Here is an 18,981-nt window from a genome sequence, read left to right as displayed (position 1 = left end):
GGTACAAGAACCCGCCGTTGGCCGCGATGTTGGCCTTGATGTCATCGACCTCACCGATACGAATCGGTGACCCGAACCCGCCCTTGGGCTGAGGCCACAGGAACGCCAGCACCGCAGCACCGAACCCCGACAGGCCCAGACCCATCAACAACACGATCGAACGGTTGAAGAACTGACGGCGCGACACCCCGATCGCCTCGGCGTCGGGCGGCACGTACTCGGCCAGATCACCGCCACCGACACGAGCCAGCTCCGGTGGGCGACGCTCCAGGGCCGCCTGGGCCTCGACGGCCCGACCCGACACCGCCACCTCGGTGTCCTCGAGCACCTCGGGCTCACCACGATCACGCTTGCGGGTCTCACGCGACAACGCACCGATGGCCTCACCGCTGTCACGACGCCGCGACGCCGCGAACACCACCACAGCAGCCAACACCACCACCACGGGAATGACGATCACAAGAGGGTTCATCACTGTCCTTCCGGAGCGGGGGGAGCTCCCGGATGACCTTCGTGACGAGAGGCACCCGGAGGCGGGCTCCATCGTCGCAGTGAGCGCCGAAAGCGGAGCGCAAGGGCGTCGAGGAGCGGGAGATCGTTCCCTCTGTCCTATCCGACGGACCGCCCTTTTCCACGTCGCCCGGCACGGAGGTGTTCGGCCGGGTGGTGGCGGGTCTCGGTCGGTGGGCTCAGTCGGTGAGCGGCACGCCCTCGGCGTCGGTGAGGAAGCTCTGGCTGCGCGCCAGGATCATGATCCCCTCGACCAGGCCCCAGATCGAACCCAGCCCGCAGGTGAGGACGGTGACGACGATCTGGATGATGCCGATGTTGGTGTAGCCGAGGTAGAAGCGGTGCACCCCGAGCCCACCGAGGAAGATGCCGAGGAGGCCGGCGGCCATGCGGCTCTTGGGCTGGGCTCCGTAAGGGGACACCGGGGCGGCCTGGGGGTAGGCGGGAGCGGCGTAGCCGTTGGCGGCCGGCTGGGCCTGGGGCCCGGGCTGGGCCTCCGGTGGGTACCACCAGCCGTCGGAGGCCTGCCACCAACCGGGCTCGGCCGGGGGCTGGGCCTGCGGGCTGCGGGGCTGGGCCTGGCTCCAGGTCTGGGTGGGCTCGCCGGTGGGGGCGCTCTGGTCGGCGGCGGGGGCGGCCCAGGTCTGGGTGGGCTCGCCGGTGGGGGCGCTCTGGTCGGCGGCGGGAGCCTCGGGAGCCGGGGTCTCGGGAGCCGGGGTCTCCACGACGGTGGCGTCGGTGGCGTTCGTGTCGGGGGTCGCGGCCGGGGTGGGATCGTCGGACCCGGGCGTCGCGTCGGGATCCGGTGTGGGGTCCCCGGACGGTGTGGGGTCGTACGTCATGCGAGCAGCCTCCCGTGGCCGATGCGGCGCCGGTGCAGCCGCGGCGACACAGTAGCCAACCGCCCTGGCCTCGGCCCCGGCTCTCTCAGGGGGACCGTTCGGGCGAGGCGACGTGCGCCACGAAGGCCTCGTGGTCGCGTTCGTTCTGGTCGGCGTAGACGGACGCGAACCGCACCATCGCCTCGCCCAGGGCCTTGCCGCCACCGAGGTAGGCCGACAGGGCGACGGCGTCGCCGGACCGGGCGTGGGCCCGGGCCAGGGTGTATCCGCACATCTGGGCGTAGCGGGCGAGGAGGGCCGGGTCCATGCCGTCGACGTCGGCGGAGGCCTTCCAGTCCCAGAGCTGGCGGAAGTAGTAGTCGTGGTCGCGACCGTCGACGCCGTGCAGCCGCTCCCAGCCGAGGAAGATGTCGCTGGTGGCCTGCATGAGCCGCTGGCCCTCGACCACCCGTTGGCCGTGCTGGGCGAAGCCGCTGGGTCGCAGATGGGGCTCGAGCACGGAGGCCTCGGCTTCCTTCACCTGCAAGAAGAGCGGGTCGTCGTCGTCCTTGCCCATGAGCAGGGCGACCCAGCAGCGGGTGCCGACGCTGCCCACCCCGACGACCTTGCGGGCCAGGTCGACGAAGCGGTAGCGCTCGAGGAGCACCCGTCGGTCGGCTTGCAGGGTGCGGCGGTAGTTCTGGAAGGCGGTCGCGACGATCTCGACGACCTTGTCGTGCTCGGGGTGCGACGGGAGCTCGGTCACCGGTTCGAGCAGCGGGGGGTCGCTGAGGAACCGGGGCTCGCCGTCGCGGACGGTGGTGAGCTTGCGCAGCGCCTTGAGACGGTCCTTGCCCTGGGCCTTGTGGACGGTCCTCTCGACCCGAGAGCGCATGGCGTCGGAGAGGGAGGTGTCCCAGTACTCGCCGAATTGGTCGAGGCTGAGGTGGGCGTACCAGATGTCGAGGTGCGACATCGAGGAGAACTGCTGCATGGCCGACGCGTAGGTCGTGGCGAGCGTTCGCTGCAGGGCGGGGCGGTCGGCCTCGTCGAGGCCGTTGCCGCGCGCCGCCACCTCGAAGCTGGCGGCCAGGCGCTTCAGATCCCACTCGAAGGGGCCGGGCAGCGTCTCGTCGAAGTCGTTGAGGTCGAAGACGAGACGGCGCTCCGGTGAGGCGAAGCCCCCGAAGTTGGTGAGGTGGGCGTCGCCGCAGAGCTGCACCTTCAGGTCGGTGCGGGGGGCGCCGGCCAGGTCGGCGGCGAAGACCTTGGCCGCCCCGCGGAAGAAGGTGAACGGTGACACGGCCATGCGCTGGTGGCGGATGGGCACCAGTTCGGGGACTCGGGTGAGCTCCTGCTCGGCCAGCAGCGACAGCGGATCGCGTTCGGCGGCCGGCGCCCACTCACCGAGGGCGGAACGGGGCACCACCTGCCGGGCGCGACGCCCGAGCTCGCGACGCTCGGCCACCGAGAGCGACGGCCTCGGCTCGGCCTCCTTGGTCGTGGTCATGGTCGTCTCCTCGGGGGCAGGCACCGGGTCGGGCGGCGTCCCGAGGTGTCGAATCGGAAGCTTTCCACGGTCACCGCTACGATCGCGGACCTCGCCGGGGGGAGTGGTGCGGTCGACGCCAGGACGCGGGGGAGAGAACGTGCCGGGAGCTGTTGTCGACGAGGGTCACGAAGAGGTCGATTGGTTGCGTCGGCAGGTGGAGGTGTTCCGAGCCATGGCCGATGCCCATCCGGCATTGCTCTGGGCGTCGAACACCGACGGCATGTGCGTCGAGTTCAACCGGACCTGGCTCGACTTCAGAGGACGCTCGCTCGACGAGGAACGCGGCCAGGGATGGTTGGACGGAGTCCATCCCGACGATCGCGACCGTTGTCTGCGCACCTACACCGACGCGTTCGGTCGCCATGAGGCCTTCGAGATGGAGTACCGGCTGGCCCGGGCCGACGGGGTGTTCCGGTGGATCCTCGACGTCGGCGGTCCTCGGTACGACGCCATGGGCTCGTTCCTCGGCTACATCGGGACGTGCTTCGACATCACCGATCGCCACACGCGTGAGGACATGCTCCTGAAGGCCCAACGCGAGCTCTCACGGGAGGTCCACACCGATGCCCTGACCGGCGTGGGCAACCGCAGCCTTCTGCGCACCGCGGCGCAGTCCCTCTTCGGCGCCGGGAGCACCGGGTGGGTGGCGGTGCTCTTCGTCGATGTCGACGGGTTCAAGGCGATCAACGACGAGCTGGGCCACGGCGTGGGCGACCAGGTCCTCCAGCAGATCGCCGGTGGGCTCCTCGCCGTGCTCCGACCGGGGGATGTGGTGGTCCGCTATGGCGGCGACGAGTTCGTGGCGGTGTGCCCGGGCATCTCGGGGATCGGTGACGTCGAGGAGATCGCCCAGCGGGTGCGTGGTCGAGCCTCTGTCGAGCTGCCTGAGCGCCGGGTGACCGTGACCGTCGGGACGGCGGCCGGTCCGGCCAGCTCGTCGACCCTCGATGCCCTCATCGAAGACGCCGACGCCGAGATGTACGGCGCCAAGCACCCAGTGTGAGCGCCTCGTTCGACGAGGACGCCTTGCGCCACCTGTAAGGCTCCCCTTACAGTGAGCGCCCGGCAAGCCGACACCCGGCTCGTCGTCACCCGTTCGTCCAGGAGCTCCACTGATGTCCCCCTCACGCCGACGGCTGCGCCCCATCGCCCTCCTCGTGCTCGTCATCGCCCTCGTCGCCGCCGCGTGCGGCTCCGACGACGGGGCGAGCGACAGCGAGAACGGCAGCTTCACCCTCTACAGCGGCCGGTCCGAGAACCTGGTGCAACCCCTCATCGACCAGTTCACCGAGGAGACCGGCATCGCCGTCGACGTCCGCTACGGCAACAGCGCCGAGATGGCCGCCCAGATCCTCGAGGAGGGGTCGGGCACCCCGGCCGACGTCTTCTACTCCCAGGAGGTCGGCGCCATGGGCGCGCTGGCCGATGCCGGCCTGCTCACCCCGTTGCCGGCCGAGGTCGTCGACTCCGTCGATCCCCGCTTCGCGCCGTCCGAGGACGACCTCTGGGTCGGCGTCACCGGCCGCAGTCGGGCGATCGTGTACAACCCCGAGCTGGTGGACGACCCGCCCACCAGCGTGGCCGACCTCACCGACCCCCAGTACGAGGGTCAGGTCGCCTGGGCGCCCACCAACGCCAGCTTCCAGTCGTTCGTCACCGGGTACCGCGTGGCCGAGGGCGAAGAAGCCGCCTCGGAGTGGCTCGACGCCATGATCGCCAACGACACGGAGTCCTACGAGAACAACGTGGCCATCCTCGACGCGGTCAACGAGGGCCAGATCGGCATCGGGCTCATCAACCACTACTACTGGTCTCGCTCCGCGCCCGAGCTGGGTGACGAGCTGGTGGCCGAGCTGGTCTTCCCTGTCGACGGCGACCCCGGCGGTCTGATCAACGCCACCGCCGTGGGCATCACCACCAGCGGCGAGGGCAACGAGGCGGCCCTCGCGTTCGTCGAGTACCTGTTGTCCGACGCCGGCCAGACCTACTTCGTGGAGGAGACCTTCGAGTATCCGGTCGTGCCCGGCGTGCCCAACCCGGAGGGCGTGCCGCCCCTCGCCGAGCTCGACGGGCCCGCCCTCGACCTGGCCGACCTGAAGTCGCTCGAGGCGTCCCAGGCGCTGCTGACCGAGAAGGGCCTCCTCAGCTGATCGCCGCGGAGCCGACGACGCTCTCACGGGAGGGGGCCGGCACCGACGAGGTGTCGGCCCCCTCTCGCCGTCGCGCTCCTGTGCCCCTCATGGTGGGCGCCCTGGTGGCCACGGTGGTTGCCGTCAGCCCGATCGTCTACCTGGTCATCCGGGCCACCGACCAGGGGTGGGGGGCGTTCCTCGACACCCTGTGGCGGTCGCGGACCCTGGAGCTCACCCTCCGGTCGTTGTGGCTGGCCGCCGTGGTCACCACCCTCTGCCTGGTCATCGGGGTGGGCATGGCCTGGCTCGTCACCCGCACCGACATCCCGGGTCGCCGGGTCGTGCAGGTGCTCGTGGGCCTGCCCCTGGCCCTGCCCTCCTACGTCGCGGCGTGGAGCTGGCTGGGCTTCCGCCCCGATCTGGCCGGGATGAGCGGGTCGGTGCTGGTGCTCACCACCATCTCCTACCCCTACGTGTACCTGCCGGTCATGGCCGCTCTGCGCCGCTGCGACCCTGCCCTCGAGGACGTGGCCCGCACGCTCGGCAGCCGGCGCCTGACGGTCTTCTGGCGCACCACGTTGCCCCAGATCCGCACGGCCGCGGTGGGCGGCGGCCTCCTCGTCGGCCTCTACGTGATGAGCGACTTCGGCGCTGTCGCCACCATGCGTCACGAGGTCCTCACCTACACCATCTACCAGTCGTACCGGGCGTCGTTCGATCGCACCCCCGCCGCCGTGCTGGGGGTCTTGCTGGCGGTGCTCACCATCACCATCGTGCTGATCGAGTCGCGCTACCGGCACCGTCACGGAGCGGCCCGCATCGGGGCCGGAGCCGTGCGACCCCAGCCCGTCCTGCGGCTGGGCGCGTGGCGCTGGCCGGCGCTGGCCGTGCCGGTCGCCCTGGTCGGCTTCAGCCTCGGTGTGCCCCTGTGGGGCATGGTCCGCTGGTGGTCGCGGGGCACCTCCCGGGCCGACACCTCCCAGGTCGTCGACGCCGCCGGCAACACCCTGCTGGTCGGCGCGCTGGGTGCGCTGCTGGTCGTGGTGCTGGCCCTGCCGGTGGCGCTGCTGGCCGTCCGCCACCAGGGCCGGCTGTCGAAGGTGGCATCGAGCGCGGCCTACACCGCCCACGCCCTCCCCGGCGTCGTGGTCGGCCTGGCCATGGTGTTCCTCGCCATCCGGGTCGTGCCCTCGCTCTACCAGGAGCTGCCGGTCCTGATCGTCGCCTACGCCGTGCTGTTCATGTCCCTCGCCCTCGGGTCGATCCAGGCCGCCGTGGCCCAGATCCCGCCCGGCCTCGAGGACGTGGCCCGTTCGCTCGGTTCCTCGGTGTGGGGGGTGTGGCGCCGAGTGGTGCTGCGGCTGGCGGCCCCGGGCATCGCGGCCGCCGCTACCCTCGTCTTCCTCACCGTCATGAAAGAGCTGCCCGCCACCCTCTTCCTGCGCCCGACCGGGTTCGACACCCTCGCCACCCGGCTCTGGGACGCCACCAGCAGCGTCTCCTACGCCGCCGCCGCCCCCTACGCCGTGCTCATCGTGGTGCTGGCGGCGCTGCCCACCGCCGTGCTGAGCGCGGTGGGCGATCGCAGGTCACGGGAATGAGCCACCTCGTCGTCAAGGGGCTGTCGGTCACCTTCGCCGGCCGGCCGCCGGTGGCGGCGCTGCGTTCGGTCGACCTCGAGGTCGCCGACGGGAGCATCGTGGCGGTGCTGGGCCCGTCGGGCTGCGGCAAGACCACCCTGTTGCGGGTGATCGCCGGCCTGCAACGCCCCGGCGCCGGCCGGGTGGAGCTCGACGGGGTGGAGCTCGACGCCGATGGCACCCACCTCCCCCCCGAGAAGCGCGGCATCGGCCTGGTCCCCCAGGAAGGCGCCCTCTTCCCTCACCTCGACGTGGCCGGCAACGTGGCCTTCGGGTTGCGCCAGCTCGACAAGGCGACCCGAACGGCGCGCATCGAGGAGCTGTTGGCCATGGTCGGCCTCGAGGGCCTCGGTGGGCGCCGTCCCCACGAGATCTCCGGGGGGCAGCAACAGCGGGTGGCGCTGGCCCGGGCCCTGGCCCCCCGGCCCTCGATGGTGCTGCTCGACGAGCCCTTCAGCGCCCTCGACGCCGGGCTCCGCGCCGAGGTCCGCGCCGAGGTCACCCGTCTGCTCCGCGAGGCGGGCACCACCGCGGTCATGGTGACCCACGACCAGGCCGAGGCCCTCGAGATGGCCGACGCCGTGGCCGTCATGCGCGCCGGGCGCATCATCCAGGTGGGTCCGCCGGCCGAGCTGTACCGCGAACCCCACGACACCTGGGTCGGCGCCTTCCTCGGCGACGCCATCGCCATCCCCGGCATCGTCGACGGTCCCACCGTCACCGGTGCCCTCGGCCCCCTGCGGCTGCGGCGGCCCGCGCCGGCCGGGTCGACGACCATCTTCCTGCGCCCCGAACAGCTCCGCCTCCTCGGGCCCGAGGACGTGGCACCGGGTGGCGCGGGCGTGCTCGCCGAGGTGCGGGCCGTGCGCTTCCGCGGCCACGAGGCCGCGGTCGACCTCGTCGTCGACGGGGTGGAGCTCATGGCCCGGTGGCCGTCGGCCGGCCTGCCCCCGGTGGGGGCCACGGTGCGGGTGGGTGTGGTCGGCGACGTGCTCGCCCTCGAACAGCAGCGGGACTGACGGTGCCGAGTCCGCCGGCCGCCTGTGGGGAGACCGACGTCACGTCAACCGGGGGTCTCCCCGATGTGTGCCGGGGGCTCCGGGCTGGTTGGATTGAGGCGTGGTGATCCGCCCCCCGCTCGGGTCCAGCGATCCCCGCCCGGCACGTCGACGCCGTGGCGTGGGCGCGCCGCTGGCCCTCCTGCTCCTCGTCGCCGTGGCCGTCGGGGCCTGCGGTGACGACGACGCCACCGACGGCGCCCCGTCGGCCGCCGAGGCAGGGGTCAGCGTGGTCGACCCCGTGATGCCGGTGCCGGCCGGGCCCATGGGCGCGGCGTACATGACCATCGAGAACACCGGCACCGAGGTCGACACGCTGCTCGGGGCCCGCACCGACGACGGCGACAGGGCGATGGTGCACCGCACGGAGATCGCAGAGGACGGCCAGGTCACCATGGACGAGGCGGGAGACCTCGAGGTCCCCGCCGGCGGCGAGCTGGCCCTGGCACCGGGCGGACTCCACCTCATGGTGGCGGTGCCCGACGGCTTGGAGGTCGGTGACGTGGTGGAGCTGGTGCTCGACTTCGCCGACGCCGGCGAGATCGGCATCGACGTCGAGGTCGTCGACCCCGGGGAGGTGAGCAGGTGATCTCGCGGCGCGTCGCGGCCGTCCTGGGGGCGATGGTCGGGCTGGTGCTGCTGGCCTCGTGCACCTCGCCCCCCGACCAGTTCGACCGGGCCGGCGCGGAGCGCTACGGCCTGCAGGGCTCGATGCTCGGCGACGCCCTCGACAAGCCCGACGTGGTGTTCACCGACACCGAGGGCCAGCCCTACGACCTGCGCACCGAGACCGCCAGCGAGCTCACCCTCGTGTTCTTCGGCTACACCAGCTGCCCCGACGTGTGCCCCATCCACCTCGATCGGATCTCCTCGGCGTTCGAGAGGGCGCAGCTCGAGGGCGGTGTGCCCAACATGGTCTTCGTCGGCGTCGACACCGCGCGTGACACCCCCGAGCAGCTGCGCACCTACCTCGACCGCTTCGACGACCGCTTCGTGGGCCTCACCGCCACCCCCGAGGAGATCGATCGGGCCATGGCCCAGCTCCAGCTCCCGGGCGCCGTGATCCCCGACGACACCAGCGGCAACTACACCGTCGGGCACCCCAGCCAGGTGGTGGTGTTCACCCCCGACGACAAGGCGCACATCGTCTACCCCTTCGGGGCGACCGAGCAGGTGTGGGTCGAGGACCTGCCCCAGCTCGAGACCATCGAATGGGAGTCGATCACGTGAGTTGGTGGTGCTCGGCCGAGGGCAAGGTGTGGAACTGGGAGTGGAGCCCGTACCTGGGTGCCTGGTTGCTGACGATCATGCTCGTCGGGCTGCTGATCGCCGGGTTCCGACGCGATCGCGACTTCCCGCTGCGGCGCAAGGTGGCGGCCTTCGCCGGCGTGGCCCTGCTGCTGGTGGCCACCGACTGGCCCATGGCGGCGATGGGGGCCGGCTACCTGCTCTCGGTCCAGATGGCCCGCCAGGTCCTCGTGGTGCTCATCGTGCTGCCCCTCTTGCTCTACGGCTGCCCCCCTGTGGTCGGCCGTTGGCTGCAGGCGGGGGCGCGCCGCCGTGCCTTCGTGCGCGTGGTCAGCACCCCACTGTTCTGCATCATCGGCGCCAACGTGATCCTGCTCACCATCAACACGCCGATGGTGTCGGATCGCATGATCGGCAGCCCGCTGGGGTCGTTCGCCCTCGACCTGTTCTGGATCGTGGCCGGTTTCCTGCTGTGGTTCCCCGTGCAGCCGCCCGCGCCGCTCACCCCCCGCCTGGTGGGTCCGTTGGCGATGGTGTACCTGATCGTGCAGTCCATCGCCCCGCTGCCCACCGCCTGGTGGATGACCTGGGGCGACTACCCGCTGTTCTCCACCTTCGAGCTGGCGCCCCGCGTCTTCGAGGGATTCGGCCCGCTCGACGACCAGCACCTCGGTGCCGCCGTCATGCAGGTCGTCGGGGGTCTGGTGATCTGGTCCCAGATCGCCGTGCGCTTCCTGCACTGGATGTACCAGCGCCAAGCCCTCGAGAACGCCGGCATCCCTGCGTTCGAGGCCGACGTCGACCCGGGCACCGACGACGACGCGCCCGTGGCCGACGCCACCCCGTCGACGTCGGTGAGCTGATCTCCGACCCGGCTCAGACGGCGTCGCGGTCCGGATCTCCCGTGGTCGGGAGGTGCCCGCCGCTCTCGGCGATCTCCACCAGCCGGGCCAGCATCGGGGCGAAGATCACCCGGTGGAAGGGTGACACGGCCAACCAGTAGACGCGCCCGGCCAGCCCACGAGGGTGGAAGAGCGCTCGTTGGGTGACCGCGCTGCCCTCTCCCGCGGGGGACACGGTCCACTCCAGCCACGCCTGGCCCGGGAGGCGCATCTCGGCCCGGAGCCGCAGGAGGTGGTCCTGCTCGTAGGCCTCGACCCGCCAGAAGTCGAGCGCGTCGCCGGTGCGCAGGTCGTCGGGGTGACGGCGACCGCGCCGCATGCCGATGCCGCCCACGAGGCGGTCGAGGGTGCCGCGGATCCGCCACCAGACATCTCCCGTCATCCAGCCCCGGGTGCCTCCGATGCCGCAGATGGTGGCGAACAGCAGGTGGGGAGCGGCGGTCGACGTGCCCTCCTGGACGTCGCCGAGGAGGGTTCCGCCCGCCCAGTCCGGGTCGGCGGGCAGCGGGTCCGCCGGGTTGCGGCCGCGCAGCTCGGCGTCGGCCCAGGTCGTGGCGACCTGGAGGTCCTCGACCCGTCGCAGGGCCACCTCGAGCGACTCGCGGTAGGTGAGCAGGTCCCGGGGGACGATGTCGAGGATGTCGGGTTGGTGCACCACGACCTCGTTGACGAGGCTGTCGATGAGCGGCCGGGCCAGGTCCGACGGGAGTGGCGTGACCAGGCCGACCCAGCGCGACGACAGCGACGGCGACAGCACGGGCACGGTGACGATGAGCCGGCGGCGCAGGCCCTCGACCTCGGCGAAGACCTCCATCATCTGGCGGTAGGTCAGCACATCGGGCCCGCCGATCTCGAGGACCCGGCCGAGTGCGTGGGGCTCGTCGAGCACGCCGACGAGGTAGGCGAGCACGTCGCGCACGGCGATGGGCTGGCAGCGGGTCTCGACCCACTTCGGGGTGACCATGGCGGGGAGGACCTCGACGAGGTGGCGCAGCATCTCGAACGAGGCGCTGCCCGACCCGATGACCACCGCGGCGCGCAGCTCGGTGGCCGGCACCGCACCGTCGGCCAGGATGCGTCCCACCTCGTGGCGGCTGCGCAGGTGCGGTGACAGCGACGCCCCGGCGTCGTCGCCGAGGCCGCCCAGGTAGATGATCTGGCTGGCGCCCGCGTTCGCGGCGGCGTCGCGGAAGTTGGCCGCTGCCCGCCGGTCACGCTCCTCCCAGTCGTCCTCGCCCCCGATCGAGTGGATCAGGTAGTAGGCACCACCCACCCCCTCGAAGGCCTCGGTCAGCGATGCCGGGTCGAGCACGTCACCGCGCACGATCTCCACCACGTCGGCCCATTCCTCGCCGGCGAGCTTGGCCGGGTTGCGGGCCATGGCCCGGACCTTCCGGCCCTCGGCCACCAGTTCACCGACCAGACGCCGACCGATGTAGCCGGTGGCTCCGGCCACCAGCACGGGGCGGTCGCGGTCGGGGACCGGGGCGCGTCGCTCGTCGGAGGGGTGGGCGTCGGGGGACGTGCCGTTGCCGGAGGTCATGGCCCCATGCAACACCTGTCGCGCCGGGCGCGCCGGGTCGGACCTGCCGAGGCGGCGACAGGTGGGACACTGGCGGGCATGCCTCGTGCTCCTCAACCGGCACCGCTGCGCCGGCGCGCCCCTCGGATGCTCGCCGCGCTCATCGTGGCCGGCGCCCTCGTGGCCGGGTGCGGGGACGACGGCCAGGACGGCACGCTGAGCCCTCTCTCGGCGGCCGACTGCCCCTTCTCGGGGGCGGCCGACCCCGTGGAAGGCGGATCCGACGACGTCGACCGGTCGGCCCTCACCGCGGTCGAGACCGACAAGGACGGCTGCGTCGACGTCATCACCCTCCGAGTAGATGGTGGCCCCGGCGAGTGGATCGCGGCGTATGCCGACGCCCCCGTCCTCGACGCCCGGGGAGACGACGTGGACGTGGACTCCAACGAGGCCCTCGTGGTCACCCTGAAGGGGGCGACCAGCGACCTCGACGGTGGCGGGATGGCCGAGGTGGTCCCCGGACCCCTCGACTACGTCCGGGAGCTGCTCGTCGTCCCCCGCCCCGACGACGACGAGCTCCACATCGTGCTCGGCCTCGCCGAGCGCCTGCCCTTCGAAGTGGGTGGCGCCGAAGGGGGCGATGGACTCGAGGTGAGGACGGGATGAGCCGGTGAAATCCCTCGGGGCCATCTTCAGCTACCTGGCCAACCCCCACGGGCGGCGCAACCTGCGGGTGCTGGGCGTCCTCTTGGTGGTCTTCGTGATCATCGTGGTGCTCTTCAGCGCCGTCTTCCACGAGATCATGGAGTACGAGGGCCAGACCCACAGCTGGGCCACCGCCGTCTACTGGACGGTGGTCACCATGTCGACGCTCGGCTTCGGTGACATCACCTTCGAGTCCGACGTCGGCCGTGTCTTCTCGGTGGTCGTGCTGCTGTCGGGCTCGGTCTTCATCCTGGTGCTGCTGCCCTTCTCGTTCATCCAGTTCATCTTCGTGCCCTGGATGGAGGCCCGTCAGCGGGCGCGCGCCCCGCGGCAGCTGCCTCGGAGCACGTCGGGGCACGTGTTGCTCACCGGTGTCGGTCCGATCGAGGAGTCCCTCGTCCGTCGCCTCGACCAGGCCGGGATCCCCTACGCGGCGATGATCGACGACGTCGACCGGGCCCTGCGCCTCTACGACGAAGGGTTCCGGGTGATGGTGGGGGCGCTCGACGACCCGGCCTCGTTCCGGGCCGCCCGCGTCGACCAGGCCGCCCTCGTGGTGGCCACCGAAGGCGACACCACCAACACCAACGTGGCCTTCACCGTCCAGGAGATCACCCACGACGTGCCGATCGTGGCCACCGCCAACCGCCACGCCTCGGTGGACATCCTCGAGATGGCCGGTTGCACCGAGGTCCTGGAGCTCGGGGTGATGCTGGGCACCGCCCTGGCGCGACGGGTGCTCACCCCGGGCGGCCGCAGCGTCGTGATCGGCGAGTTCGGCGACCTGTTGATCGCCGAGGCGGCCACCCCCCGCACCCTCGTCGGCAGCACGCTCCTCGAGTCGAACATCCGCCCGCTCACCGGCCTCACCGTGGCCGGGGTGTGGGACCGCGGTGAGCTGGCGGTGGCTCGCCCCAACGCGGTGTTCGAGGTCCACGACGCCATCGTGCTGGCCGGCAACCGAGCCCAGCTCGACCGCTGGGACGAGCACTTCGGGGAGTCCGACATCCTCGACGCGCCGGTCGTGATCATCGGGGGTGGTCGGGTCGGGCGTGCCGCCGGGGCGACCCTCGCCGCCGCCGGCATCCCCCACCGGATCGTGGAGCAGCTCCCCGAACGGGTCCGTGACCCGTCGGTCTACGTGGTGGGCGACGCCGCCGACCTCACCGTGCTCGAGGAGGCCGGCATCCACCAGTCGCGGGCCGCCATCATCACGACCCACGACGACGACGTGAACGTCTACCTCACCATCTACTGCCGCAAGCTCCGCCCCGAGATGCAGATCATCAGCCGGGCCCGGCTCGACCGCAACGTGTCGACGCTGCACCGCGCCGGTGCCGACAGCGTGCTCTCCTATGCCTCCACCGGCGCCAACGCCATCTGGAACGTGCTCACGCCCGACAACACGCTGCAGCTGGCCGACGGCCTCGACGTGTTCCGGGTGCCGGTACCTCGTCGATTGATGGCCCGCACCATCAGCGAGGCACGCGTCCGAGAACGCAGCGGCTGCACGGTGGTGGCCGTGGCCGTCACCGCCGGGCACTTCGAGCCGGCCCAGCCCGACACGGTCATGGTCGAGGGGTGCGACCTGTTGCTCATCGGCGACGAGGAGTCCGAGGCCCGCTTCTTCGCCACGTTCGTCGAGGCCGGGCGTTCCTGAGGCACGCCGGCCGCCGGCGCGCTACACCGTCGGGGCACGGACACGAGGGGGGAGCACATCCATGCGCTGGCAGATCGGCGACGTCGTCGTCACCAAGGTGGTCGAGCTCGAGCAGACACTGCCCATCAGCGGGCTGGTGCCGGCGGCGACGCCGGAGGCCCTGGCCCCGCACCTGGGGTGGTTGGCCCCGCACTTCGCCGACGCCGACGGCACGACCGAGCTGTCGATCCACGCCCTGGTGGTGCAGAGCGAGGGGCTGAGCATCATGGTCGACACCTGCGTCGGCGATCGAGCCATCCCTGGTCTCGACGGCCTGCGAGGACCGGCCGACTTCCCCGACCGCCTGGCCGCGGCCGGCTTCGCCGTCGACACCATCGATGTCGTGTGCTGCACCCACCTGCACTTCGACCACGTGGGGTGGAACACCCGCCTCGAGGGGGACCGGTGGGTGCCCACCTTCACCAACGCCCGCTACCTGTTCTGCCGCTCGGAGTACGAGCACTGGATGGCCGAGCCCGGCGGCTACGCCCTCAACTGCGGTGACACCGTCACCCCCGTGGTCGAGGCCGGTCAGGCCGACCTCGTCGACGCCGACCACCGCCTCACCGGCGAGGTGCGCTTGGTGCCCACCCCGGGCCACTCGCCGGGCCACGTCTCGGTCCTCATCGAGTCCGGCGGGGAGCGGGCCCTCATCACCGGCGACGCCACCCACCACCCGGTGCAGTGGGCCGAACCCGACTGGGGCATGACCGCCGATTGGGACGCCACCATGGGTGCGGCGTCGCGTCGCCGCCTGATCGCCGAGCACGGCGACCAGGGGACCCTGGTCATCGGCACGCACTACGCCGCCCCCAGCGCCGGCCGCATCGTGGCCGACGGCGACGGGTGGCGCTTCGAGGTCTGAGCCCGCCTGGGCGGGTGGTCGGACGTCCCGGGGTTTCCTGGCCGCCCGGGGCGCGAGCGCCCGTGCGGCTGTCCTATGTTCGCGACATGGCTATCTCCACTGGTGACAAGGTTCCCGACGTCGAAGCGCACGTGATGGGCGAGCAGGGCCCGCAGAAGGTGCAGACCGGCGAGCTGCTCGGCGAGGGCAAGGTCGTGCTCTTCGCGGTTCCGGGTGCGTTCACGCCCGGCTGCTCCAAGGTCCACCTGCCCGGCTTCGTCGAGGCCGCCTCGCAGGTCAAGGGCAAGGGCGTCGACAAGATCGTGTGCGTGGCGGTCAACGACGCCTTCGTGATGGACGCCTGGGGCGACGACCAGGGCGTCGGCGAGGACATCGTCATGCTCGCCGACGGCAACGGCGCCTTCACCGAGGCCATGGGCCTGGTGATGGACGGCAGCGGCTTCGGCCTCGGCACCCGGTCGCGTCGCTACGCCGCCATCATCGAGGACGGCGTCGTCACCAACCTCGACGTCGAGGAGGGCGGCGGCATCGAGGTCAGCTCCTGCTCGGCGGTCCTCGAGCGCCTCTGAGGGCACTCTGTCCGAGAGCTCCCTGTCTGATCGTGCTCCGGTGCCCGCCCCTCGGGGCGGGCACCGTCGCGTAGCACGCCGGTGACGGTGCCGCAGAAACCCGTGACCCGCGACACGATCTCGTCTAGTCTCTCGCCCGACGCGTCGTGCGGCCCCCGTCGCCCGGACCCCTGCGTCGATCACAAGGAGAAAAAATGAAGCGCCTTGCCCTCTTGGCCGTGATGGCCCTGGTGGCCGTGGGTCTGATGCCGGCCACCGCCGGCGCCGGGACCGACGGTGGAACCGCCCAGGTCACCATCGTCCACGACGCCACCTATGACGCCCCGACCGAACCCTTCACCGTCACGGTCTGCGCCGGTGGCGAGGTCATCGACGGCAACTTCAGCTGGGGTGAGACCCTCGGACCGCTCACGCTCCCCGCTGTCACCATCCCGGTGGCCATCTACGTCGGCGCCGACCAGCTCTGTGAGGGCGAGCCCGACATCGGCGGCGACCTCGTCCTCGAGCCCGGCGACGACATCACCGTGGCTGCCGTCTGGCTCAGCGGCGAGGGTCAGCCCAGCATCGCCGTCTGGCCCAACGACTCCAGCTGCTTCGCCGAGGGCGAGGGTCGCATCACGGCCCGTCACGGCGCCGCGGCCGGGACCGTCGACGTCGTGGGCACCATCGCCGGTGAGCAGACCGTGCTGATCCAGGACCTCGAAGAGGGCGCGCAGAGCATCCTCGACGTCCCGGGCGGCCTCGTCGTCGAGGACGCCGCCATCGTGGCCACCGGCACCACCGACGTGCTCATCCCGCTCGGTGACGTCACCACCATCCCGGGCTTCAACATCTTGGTGTACGCGGGTGGCGGCGCCGATGGTGGCGCCGACGCCTTCACCGGTCTGATCGAGCTCGATCCGTGCGAGGTCCCCGTCGAGACCACCACCACCACGGCCGGTCCGACCACCACGGCTGCGGCCCAGCCCGCAACGGTGACGCCTCGCTTCACCGGCTGATCGTCCACTCCGCTCTTCAGCGGTCCTGACGTCGAGCGATGCCCGCCCCTCGGGGCGGGCATCGTCGCGTGCGGGTGCTGGTGCCCGCGACCCTCAGCGGTGGCCGAGTGGGGCCGGGCGTGAACGTGCCCCGGCTGGGGACCGGGGCACGTTCGAGTCGTTCAGGCGAGGTCGCTCAGGCGACGGCGAGGCCGTCGAGGACGGCGTCGATGCGGTCGCCGGCGTCCTCCATGGAGCAGTCCCACGACACCGCCAACTCGGAGACGAGGATGTGGCGGGCCTTGCCCAGCATGGCCTTCTCGGCGCTGGAGAGCTTGGAGGAACGTTCACGCAGCGACAGGTTGCGGACCACCTCGGCGCACTCGTAGATGTCGCCGGACTTCATCTTCTCCTGGTGGTTCTTGAACCGGCGGGACCAGTTGGTGGGCACCCGCACATTGGTGACGGCCAGCACGGCCAGCACGTCGTCGACCTCGTCGGCGGAGATGGCCGGGCGCACGCCCAGGTCCTCGGCGCGGTCCTCGGGCACCGAGACCTTGAGGGCCCCACCTCGCCACGACTCCTCGCCGGCGGCGACGGAGAGCTCGAGGTAGGTCACCTTCTCACCGTCGACCTCGCGTTCGGAGCGACCGGTGACGACCGCCGTGCCGTGGGACGGATAGATGACCTTGGAGCCGATGGCGAAGTCCATGGGAGCCTTTCGAGCGACGGAACGAGCAAGTATGCCGCGTTTCGCCCGAAATCACTCAGTGGGCCGGTCGGACGAGGGCGCCGGCGGGCCGACCTCGCTCTCGCAGCCCAGCTGGGCACAGATCTCGACGTCGATCTCGGTGCGGACCGACGACAGCCGGTCGAGGGCGGCCTGCTGGGCCGCCGCGTCGCCGCTCTCGCCGGCGGCCCGGAGATCGGTGACCGCGTCGGTGCGGGCCTGGTGCAGCTGGGTGACCCGGCGCAGGAAGCCGGGGTCGCTGCTGGCCCGGCACTCGCCCACCGAGCGGGCCTCGAGCTCGTCGCCGATGGCGGTGAGCTCGACCACGATGGTGTCCAGGTCCGCCGGCGCCGGGACCGCGGCGGGGGTGGTGCCGATCGGCTCGGTGACGGCGGCGGCCCGGTCGAGCGCAGCGATCTGGGCTGCGGCGCACTCGCTGAGGCGGTCGCGCTCGCTGTCGGCGACCGACGAACCGGCGTAGGCGCCCACGGCGAGGCCGACCACGATGAGCGCGGCCAACAGCGATCCCATGACCGCCGGGCGCTCCCACGGGTTGCGATCGCTCACCATCGTCGTCTCCACCCTTCTCCGTCGCTGGTCAGCGCCCACGTTCCCACGTCCGAGGCGCCGTGGCCGGCACCCCGGTCGTTCCACCGGTCGCCCCGTCGTCGCTTCGTGCCCGCGACGCAACCCTGATAGCACTTGCGAGGTGGACGGCGAGGACGGCATCGACGTGGAGGACGTCTCCGGTGACCCCGTGACCTCCCCATCGCCGCCCGCCGACCACGTCGCCACCGCCCCCGTCCTCGCGTCGTCCACCTTCGCCGCCATGGCGGTGCCGGCCTACCGCAAGCTGTGGTTCTCTGGCCTGTTCGTGTTCATGGCCGTCAACGCCCAGGCCATCGCCCGGGGCTGGCTGGCCCGCGAGCTCACCGGCACCAACGCCGGGCTGGGCGGCGTGCTGCTGGCGTTCGGCATCGCCATGCTCATCTCCACGCCGTTCGGAGGCGTGGCCGCCGACCGGTTGCCCAAGCGCACCGTGCTCGTCGTGTCCCAGCTGCTGTTGGTGGCATCCTCGATGTGGATCGGCGTCGCGCTGGTGCTCGACGTCGTGGAGTACTGGATGCTCATGGGCGCCAGCGCCCTGCAGGCGGTGGCCTTCGCCCTGTTCGGGCCGGCCCGCATGTCCTACACGGCCGAGATCGTCGACGGTCGCATCCTGTCCAACGCCATCGTCCTGGCCCAGATGGGGGCGGAGGGCATGCGGGTCATCGGGCCCACCATCGCCGGCATCGTGATCGCCGCCTTCACGTGGGGCCTCGAGGGCGTCTTCATCGCCAGCGGCGCCCTCTGCCTGTTCGGCACCGTGCTCACCGTGTTCCTGCCGCCCGCCCCGCCCCACCCGGAGCGGATCCACGGGTCGCCGTGGGGGGAGCTCGCCGACGGCCTGCGCTACGTCCGCCGGCGTCCGGACCTGGCGCTGCTCGTCACCAGCTCCCTGGTCATCGTGATGATCGGCTACCCGTTCATGGCCTTCCTGCCCACCGTGGCCGACGGCATCTTCGACACCGGGTCGACCGGCTACGGCGTGCTCAGTGCGGCCTCGGCCGTCGGCGCCATCGCCTTCGGGCTCTTCGCCGCCCGCAGCGGCGGACGGCGTGACCCCTGGCGGTTCGTCACCGTCGCCGGCATCGGCTTCGGGGTGGGCCTCATCACCCTCGGCCTCATGCCCCTCTTCTGGCTGGCGGTGGTGGCGCTGATGTTCACCGGCGGCATGAGCCTCACCTACCAGACCATGACCAACTCGCTGCTGTTGAACCTCAGCGACTTCGACTACCACGGGCGCATCCAGTCGCTGGTGATGCTGGGCTTCAGCGGCTTCGGCATCGCCGCCCTGCCCCTCGGCGCCCTGGCCGACGCCATCGGGCTGCGCACCACCTTCGTGATCATGGGTGCCGTGGTGCTGGTGGTGATGGTGGTCTTCGTGCTGCGCCGGCGCCGGTTCAGCGACCGCGAGGTCGTCCTCGGCCTGGGCTGACCGGGCGGGTGCG

The 18,981-nt window shown here is 71.6% G+C and carries 18 protein-coding genes and 1 pseudogene; 13 read left to right on the top strand and 6 right to left on the bottom strand.

Annotation, left to right across the window (positions count from 1 at the left end; all coding sequences use genetic code 11):
* The 3 genes and pseudogenes from LUW87_RS09295 to LUW87_RS09280 form a co-directional block, all read right to left on the bottom strand.
* Positions 1-472 (bottom strand): annotated as a pseudogene (locus tag LUW87_RS09295) (hypothetical protein); the annotation flags it as partial.
* Positions 473-689: 217 nt separating this feature from the next.
* Complete coding sequence (locus tag LUW87_RS18805; RefSeq protein WP_283250878.1) at positions 690-1,352, bottom strand: TM2 domain-containing protein; 663 nt, start codon at positions 1,350-1,352, stop codon at positions 690-692.
* Positions 1,353-1,437: 85 nt separating this feature from the next.
* Entirely contained in the window at positions 1,438-2,841 is a 1,404-nt protein-coding gene (locus LUW87_RS09280; RefSeq protein WP_232670859.1) for a DUF2252 domain-containing protein, read from the bottom strand.
* Between the two features lie 196 nt (positions 2,842-3,037).
* Between LUW87_RS09280 and LUW87_RS09275 the strand changes: the two genes are divergently transcribed.
* From LUW87_RS09275 to LUW87_RS09245, 7 genes are all read left to right on the top strand, one after another.
* Positions 3,038-3,886: a diguanylate cyclase domain-containing protein gene (locus LUW87_RS09275; protein ID WP_232670858.1), complete on the top strand. Its 849-nt coding sequence runs from the start codon at positions 3,038-3,040 to the stop codon at positions 3,884-3,886.
* Between the two features lie 112 nt (positions 3,887-3,998).
* Positions 3,999-5,033: an iron ABC transporter substrate-binding protein gene (locus tag LUW87_RS09270; RefSeq protein ID WP_232670857.1), complete on the top strand. Its 1,035-nt coding sequence runs from the start codon at positions 3,999-4,001 to the stop codon at positions 5,031-5,033.
* Between the two features lie 89 nt (positions 5,034-5,122).
* A complete protein-coding gene (locus LUW87_RS09265) occupies positions 5,123-6,616 on the top strand; it encodes an ABC transporter permease (RefSeq protein WP_232670856.1) in 1,494 nt (497 codons plus the stop codon).
* A complete protein-coding gene (locus tag LUW87_RS09260; RefSeq protein ID WP_232670855.1) occupies positions 6,613-7,674 on the top strand; it encodes an ABC transporter ATP-binding protein in 1,062 nt (353 codons plus the stop codon). Before LUW87_RS09265 ends, LUW87_RS09260 begins: the two co-directional genes overlap by 4 nt.
* Positions 7,675-7,774: 100 nt before the next feature.
* Positions 7,775-8,302: a copper chaperone PCu(A)C gene (locus LUW87_RS18355; protein ID WP_232670854.1), complete on the top strand. Its 528-nt coding sequence runs from the start codon at positions 7,775-7,777 to the stop codon at positions 8,300-8,302.
* Complete coding sequence (locus LUW87_RS09250) at positions 8,299-8,943, top strand: SCO family protein (protein ID WP_232670853.1); 645 nt, start codon at positions 8,299-8,301, stop codon at positions 8,941-8,943. The genes LUW87_RS18355 and LUW87_RS09250 overlap by 4 nt, the downstream gene beginning before the upstream one ends.
* Positions 8,925-9,824 carry a cytochrome c oxidase assembly protein gene (locus tag LUW87_RS09245; RefSeq protein ID WP_232670852.1) on the top strand — a complete coding sequence of 300 codons (900 nt, stop codon included), beginning with the start codon at positions 8,925-8,927 and terminating at the stop codon, positions 9,822-9,824. Before LUW87_RS09250 ends, LUW87_RS09245 begins: the two co-directional genes overlap by 19 nt.
* Before the next feature lie 13 nt (positions 9,825-9,837).
* Here LUW87_RS09245 and LUW87_RS09240 read toward each other — a convergent pair whose 3' ends face one another.
* Complete coding sequence (locus LUW87_RS09240) at positions 9,838-11,406, bottom strand: SDR family oxidoreductase (protein WP_232670851.1); 1,569 nt, start codon at positions 11,404-11,406, stop codon at positions 9,838-9,840.
* A 78-nt stretch (positions 11,407-11,484) separates the two neighbouring features.
* Between LUW87_RS09240 and LUW87_RS09235 the strand changes: the two genes are divergently transcribed.
* The 5 genes from LUW87_RS09235 (at position 11,485) to LUW87_RS09215 (ending at position 16,221) form a co-directional block, all read left to right on the top strand.
* Positions 11,485-12,051 (top strand): AMIN-like domain-containing (lipo)protein, encoded by a 567-nt coding sequence (locus tag LUW87_RS09235; protein ID WP_232670850.1) that lies wholly within the window; start codon positions 11,485-11,487, stop codon positions 12,049-12,051.
* A gap of 4 nt (positions 12,052-12,055) precedes the next feature.
* Positions 12,056-13,750 (top strand): potassium channel family protein, encoded by a 1,695-nt coding sequence (locus tag LUW87_RS09230; RefSeq protein WP_232670849.1) that lies wholly within the window; start codon positions 12,056-12,058, stop codon positions 13,748-13,750.
* Between the two features lie 61 nt (positions 13,751-13,811).
* Positions 13,812-14,654 carry an MBL fold metallo-hydrolase gene (locus tag LUW87_RS09225; protein ID WP_232670848.1) on the top strand — a complete coding sequence of 281 codons (843 nt, stop codon included), beginning with the start codon at positions 13,812-13,814 and terminating at the stop codon, positions 14,652-14,654.
* Between the two features lie 86 nt (positions 14,655-14,740).
* Entirely contained in the window at positions 14,741-15,223 is a 483-nt protein-coding gene (locus tag LUW87_RS09220) for a peroxiredoxin (protein WP_232670847.1), read from the top strand.
* Positions 15,224-15,417: 194 nt separating this feature from the next.
* A complete protein-coding gene (locus LUW87_RS09215) occupies positions 15,418-16,221 on the top strand; it encodes a DUF4397 domain-containing protein (RefSeq protein ID WP_232670846.1) in 804 nt (267 codons plus the stop codon).
* A gap of 175 nt (positions 16,222-16,396) precedes the next feature.
* Here LUW87_RS09215 and LUW87_RS09210 read toward each other — a convergent pair whose 3' ends face one another.
* Both LUW87_RS09210 and LUW87_RS09205 read right to left on the bottom strand, forming a co-directional pair.
* Complete coding sequence (locus LUW87_RS09210) at positions 16,397-16,912, bottom strand: CarD family transcriptional regulator (protein WP_232670845.1); 516 nt, start codon at positions 16,910-16,912, stop codon at positions 16,397-16,399.
* 51 nt (positions 16,913-16,963) lie between these two features.
* Positions 16,964-17,500: a hypothetical protein gene (locus tag LUW87_RS09205; protein WP_232670844.1), complete on the bottom strand. Its 537-nt coding sequence runs from the start codon at positions 17,498-17,500 to the stop codon at positions 16,964-16,966.
* A gap of 139 nt (positions 17,501-17,639) precedes the next feature.
* Between LUW87_RS09205 and LUW87_RS09200 the strand changes: the two genes are divergently transcribed.
* Positions 17,640-18,968 (top strand): MFS transporter, encoded by a 1,329-nt coding sequence (locus tag LUW87_RS09200; RefSeq protein WP_232670843.1) that lies wholly within the window; start codon positions 17,640-17,642, stop codon positions 18,966-18,968.
* Positions 18,969-18,981 lie beyond the last annotated feature (13 nt).

It is taken from the genome of Rhabdothermincola salaria (genome assembly GCF_021246445.1).
In the GTDB taxonomy this organism is placed as follows: domain Bacteria; phylum Actinomycetota; class Acidimicrobiia; order Acidimicrobiales; family Acidimicrobilacustridaceae; genus Rhabdothermincola_A; species Rhabdothermincola_A salaria.
The sequence above is the reverse complement of the archived record's forward strand: the minus strand, read 5'-3'. Positions and strand labels throughout refer to the sequence as shown.

Bases quoted from the DNA above. Each gene is read 5' to 3' on its own strand.
- LUW87_RS18805 (WP_283250878.1), bottom strand. From the start codon at position 1,352: ATGACGTACGACCCCACACCGTCCGGGGACCCCACACCGGATCCCGAC.
- LUW87_RS09280 (WP_232670859.1), bottom strand. From the start codon at position 2,841: ATGACCACGACCAAGGAGGCCGAGCCGAGGCCGTCGCTCTCGGTGGCC.
- LUW87_RS09270 (WP_232670857.1), top strand. From the start codon at position 3,999: ATGTCCCCCTCACGCCGACGGCTGCGCCCCATCGCCCTCCTCGTGCTC.
- LUW87_RS09265 (WP_232670856.1), top strand. From the start codon at position 5,123: ATGGTGGGCGCCCTGGTGGCCACGGTGGTTGCCGTCAGCCCGATCGTC.
- LUW87_RS09260 (WP_232670855.1), top strand. From the start codon at position 6,613: ATGAGCCACCTCGTCGTCAAGGGGCTGTCGGTCACCTTCGCCGGCCGG.
- LUW87_RS09245 (WP_232670852.1), top strand. From the start codon at position 8,925: ATGGGAGTCGATCACGTGAGTTGGTGGTGCTCGGCCGAGGGCAAGGTG.
- LUW87_RS09240 (WP_232670851.1), bottom strand. From the start codon at position 11,406: ATGACCTCCGGCAACGGCACGTCCCCCGACGCCCACCCCTCCGACGAG.
- LUW87_RS09235 (WP_232670850.1), top strand. From the start codon at position 11,485: ATGCCTCGTGCTCCTCAACCGGCACCGCTGCGCCGGCGCGCCCCTCGG.
- LUW87_RS09225 (WP_232670848.1), top strand. From the start codon at position 13,812: ATGCGCTGGCAGATCGGCGACGTCGTCGTCACCAAGGTGGTCGAGCTC.
- LUW87_RS09220 (WP_232670847.1), top strand. From the start codon at position 14,741: ATGGCTATCTCCACTGGTGACAAGGTTCCCGACGTCGAAGCGCACGTG.
- LUW87_RS09215 (WP_232670846.1), top strand. From the start codon at position 15,418: ATGAAGCGCCTTGCCCTCTTGGCCGTGATGGCCCTGGTGGCCGTGGGT.
- LUW87_RS09210 (WP_232670845.1), bottom strand. From the start codon at position 16,912: ATGGACTTCGCCATCGGCTCCAAGGTCATCTATCCGTCCCACGGCACG.
- LUW87_RS09205 (WP_232670844.1), bottom strand. From the start codon at position 17,500: ATGGTGAGCGATCGCAACCCGTGGGAGCGCCCGGCGGTCATGGGATCG.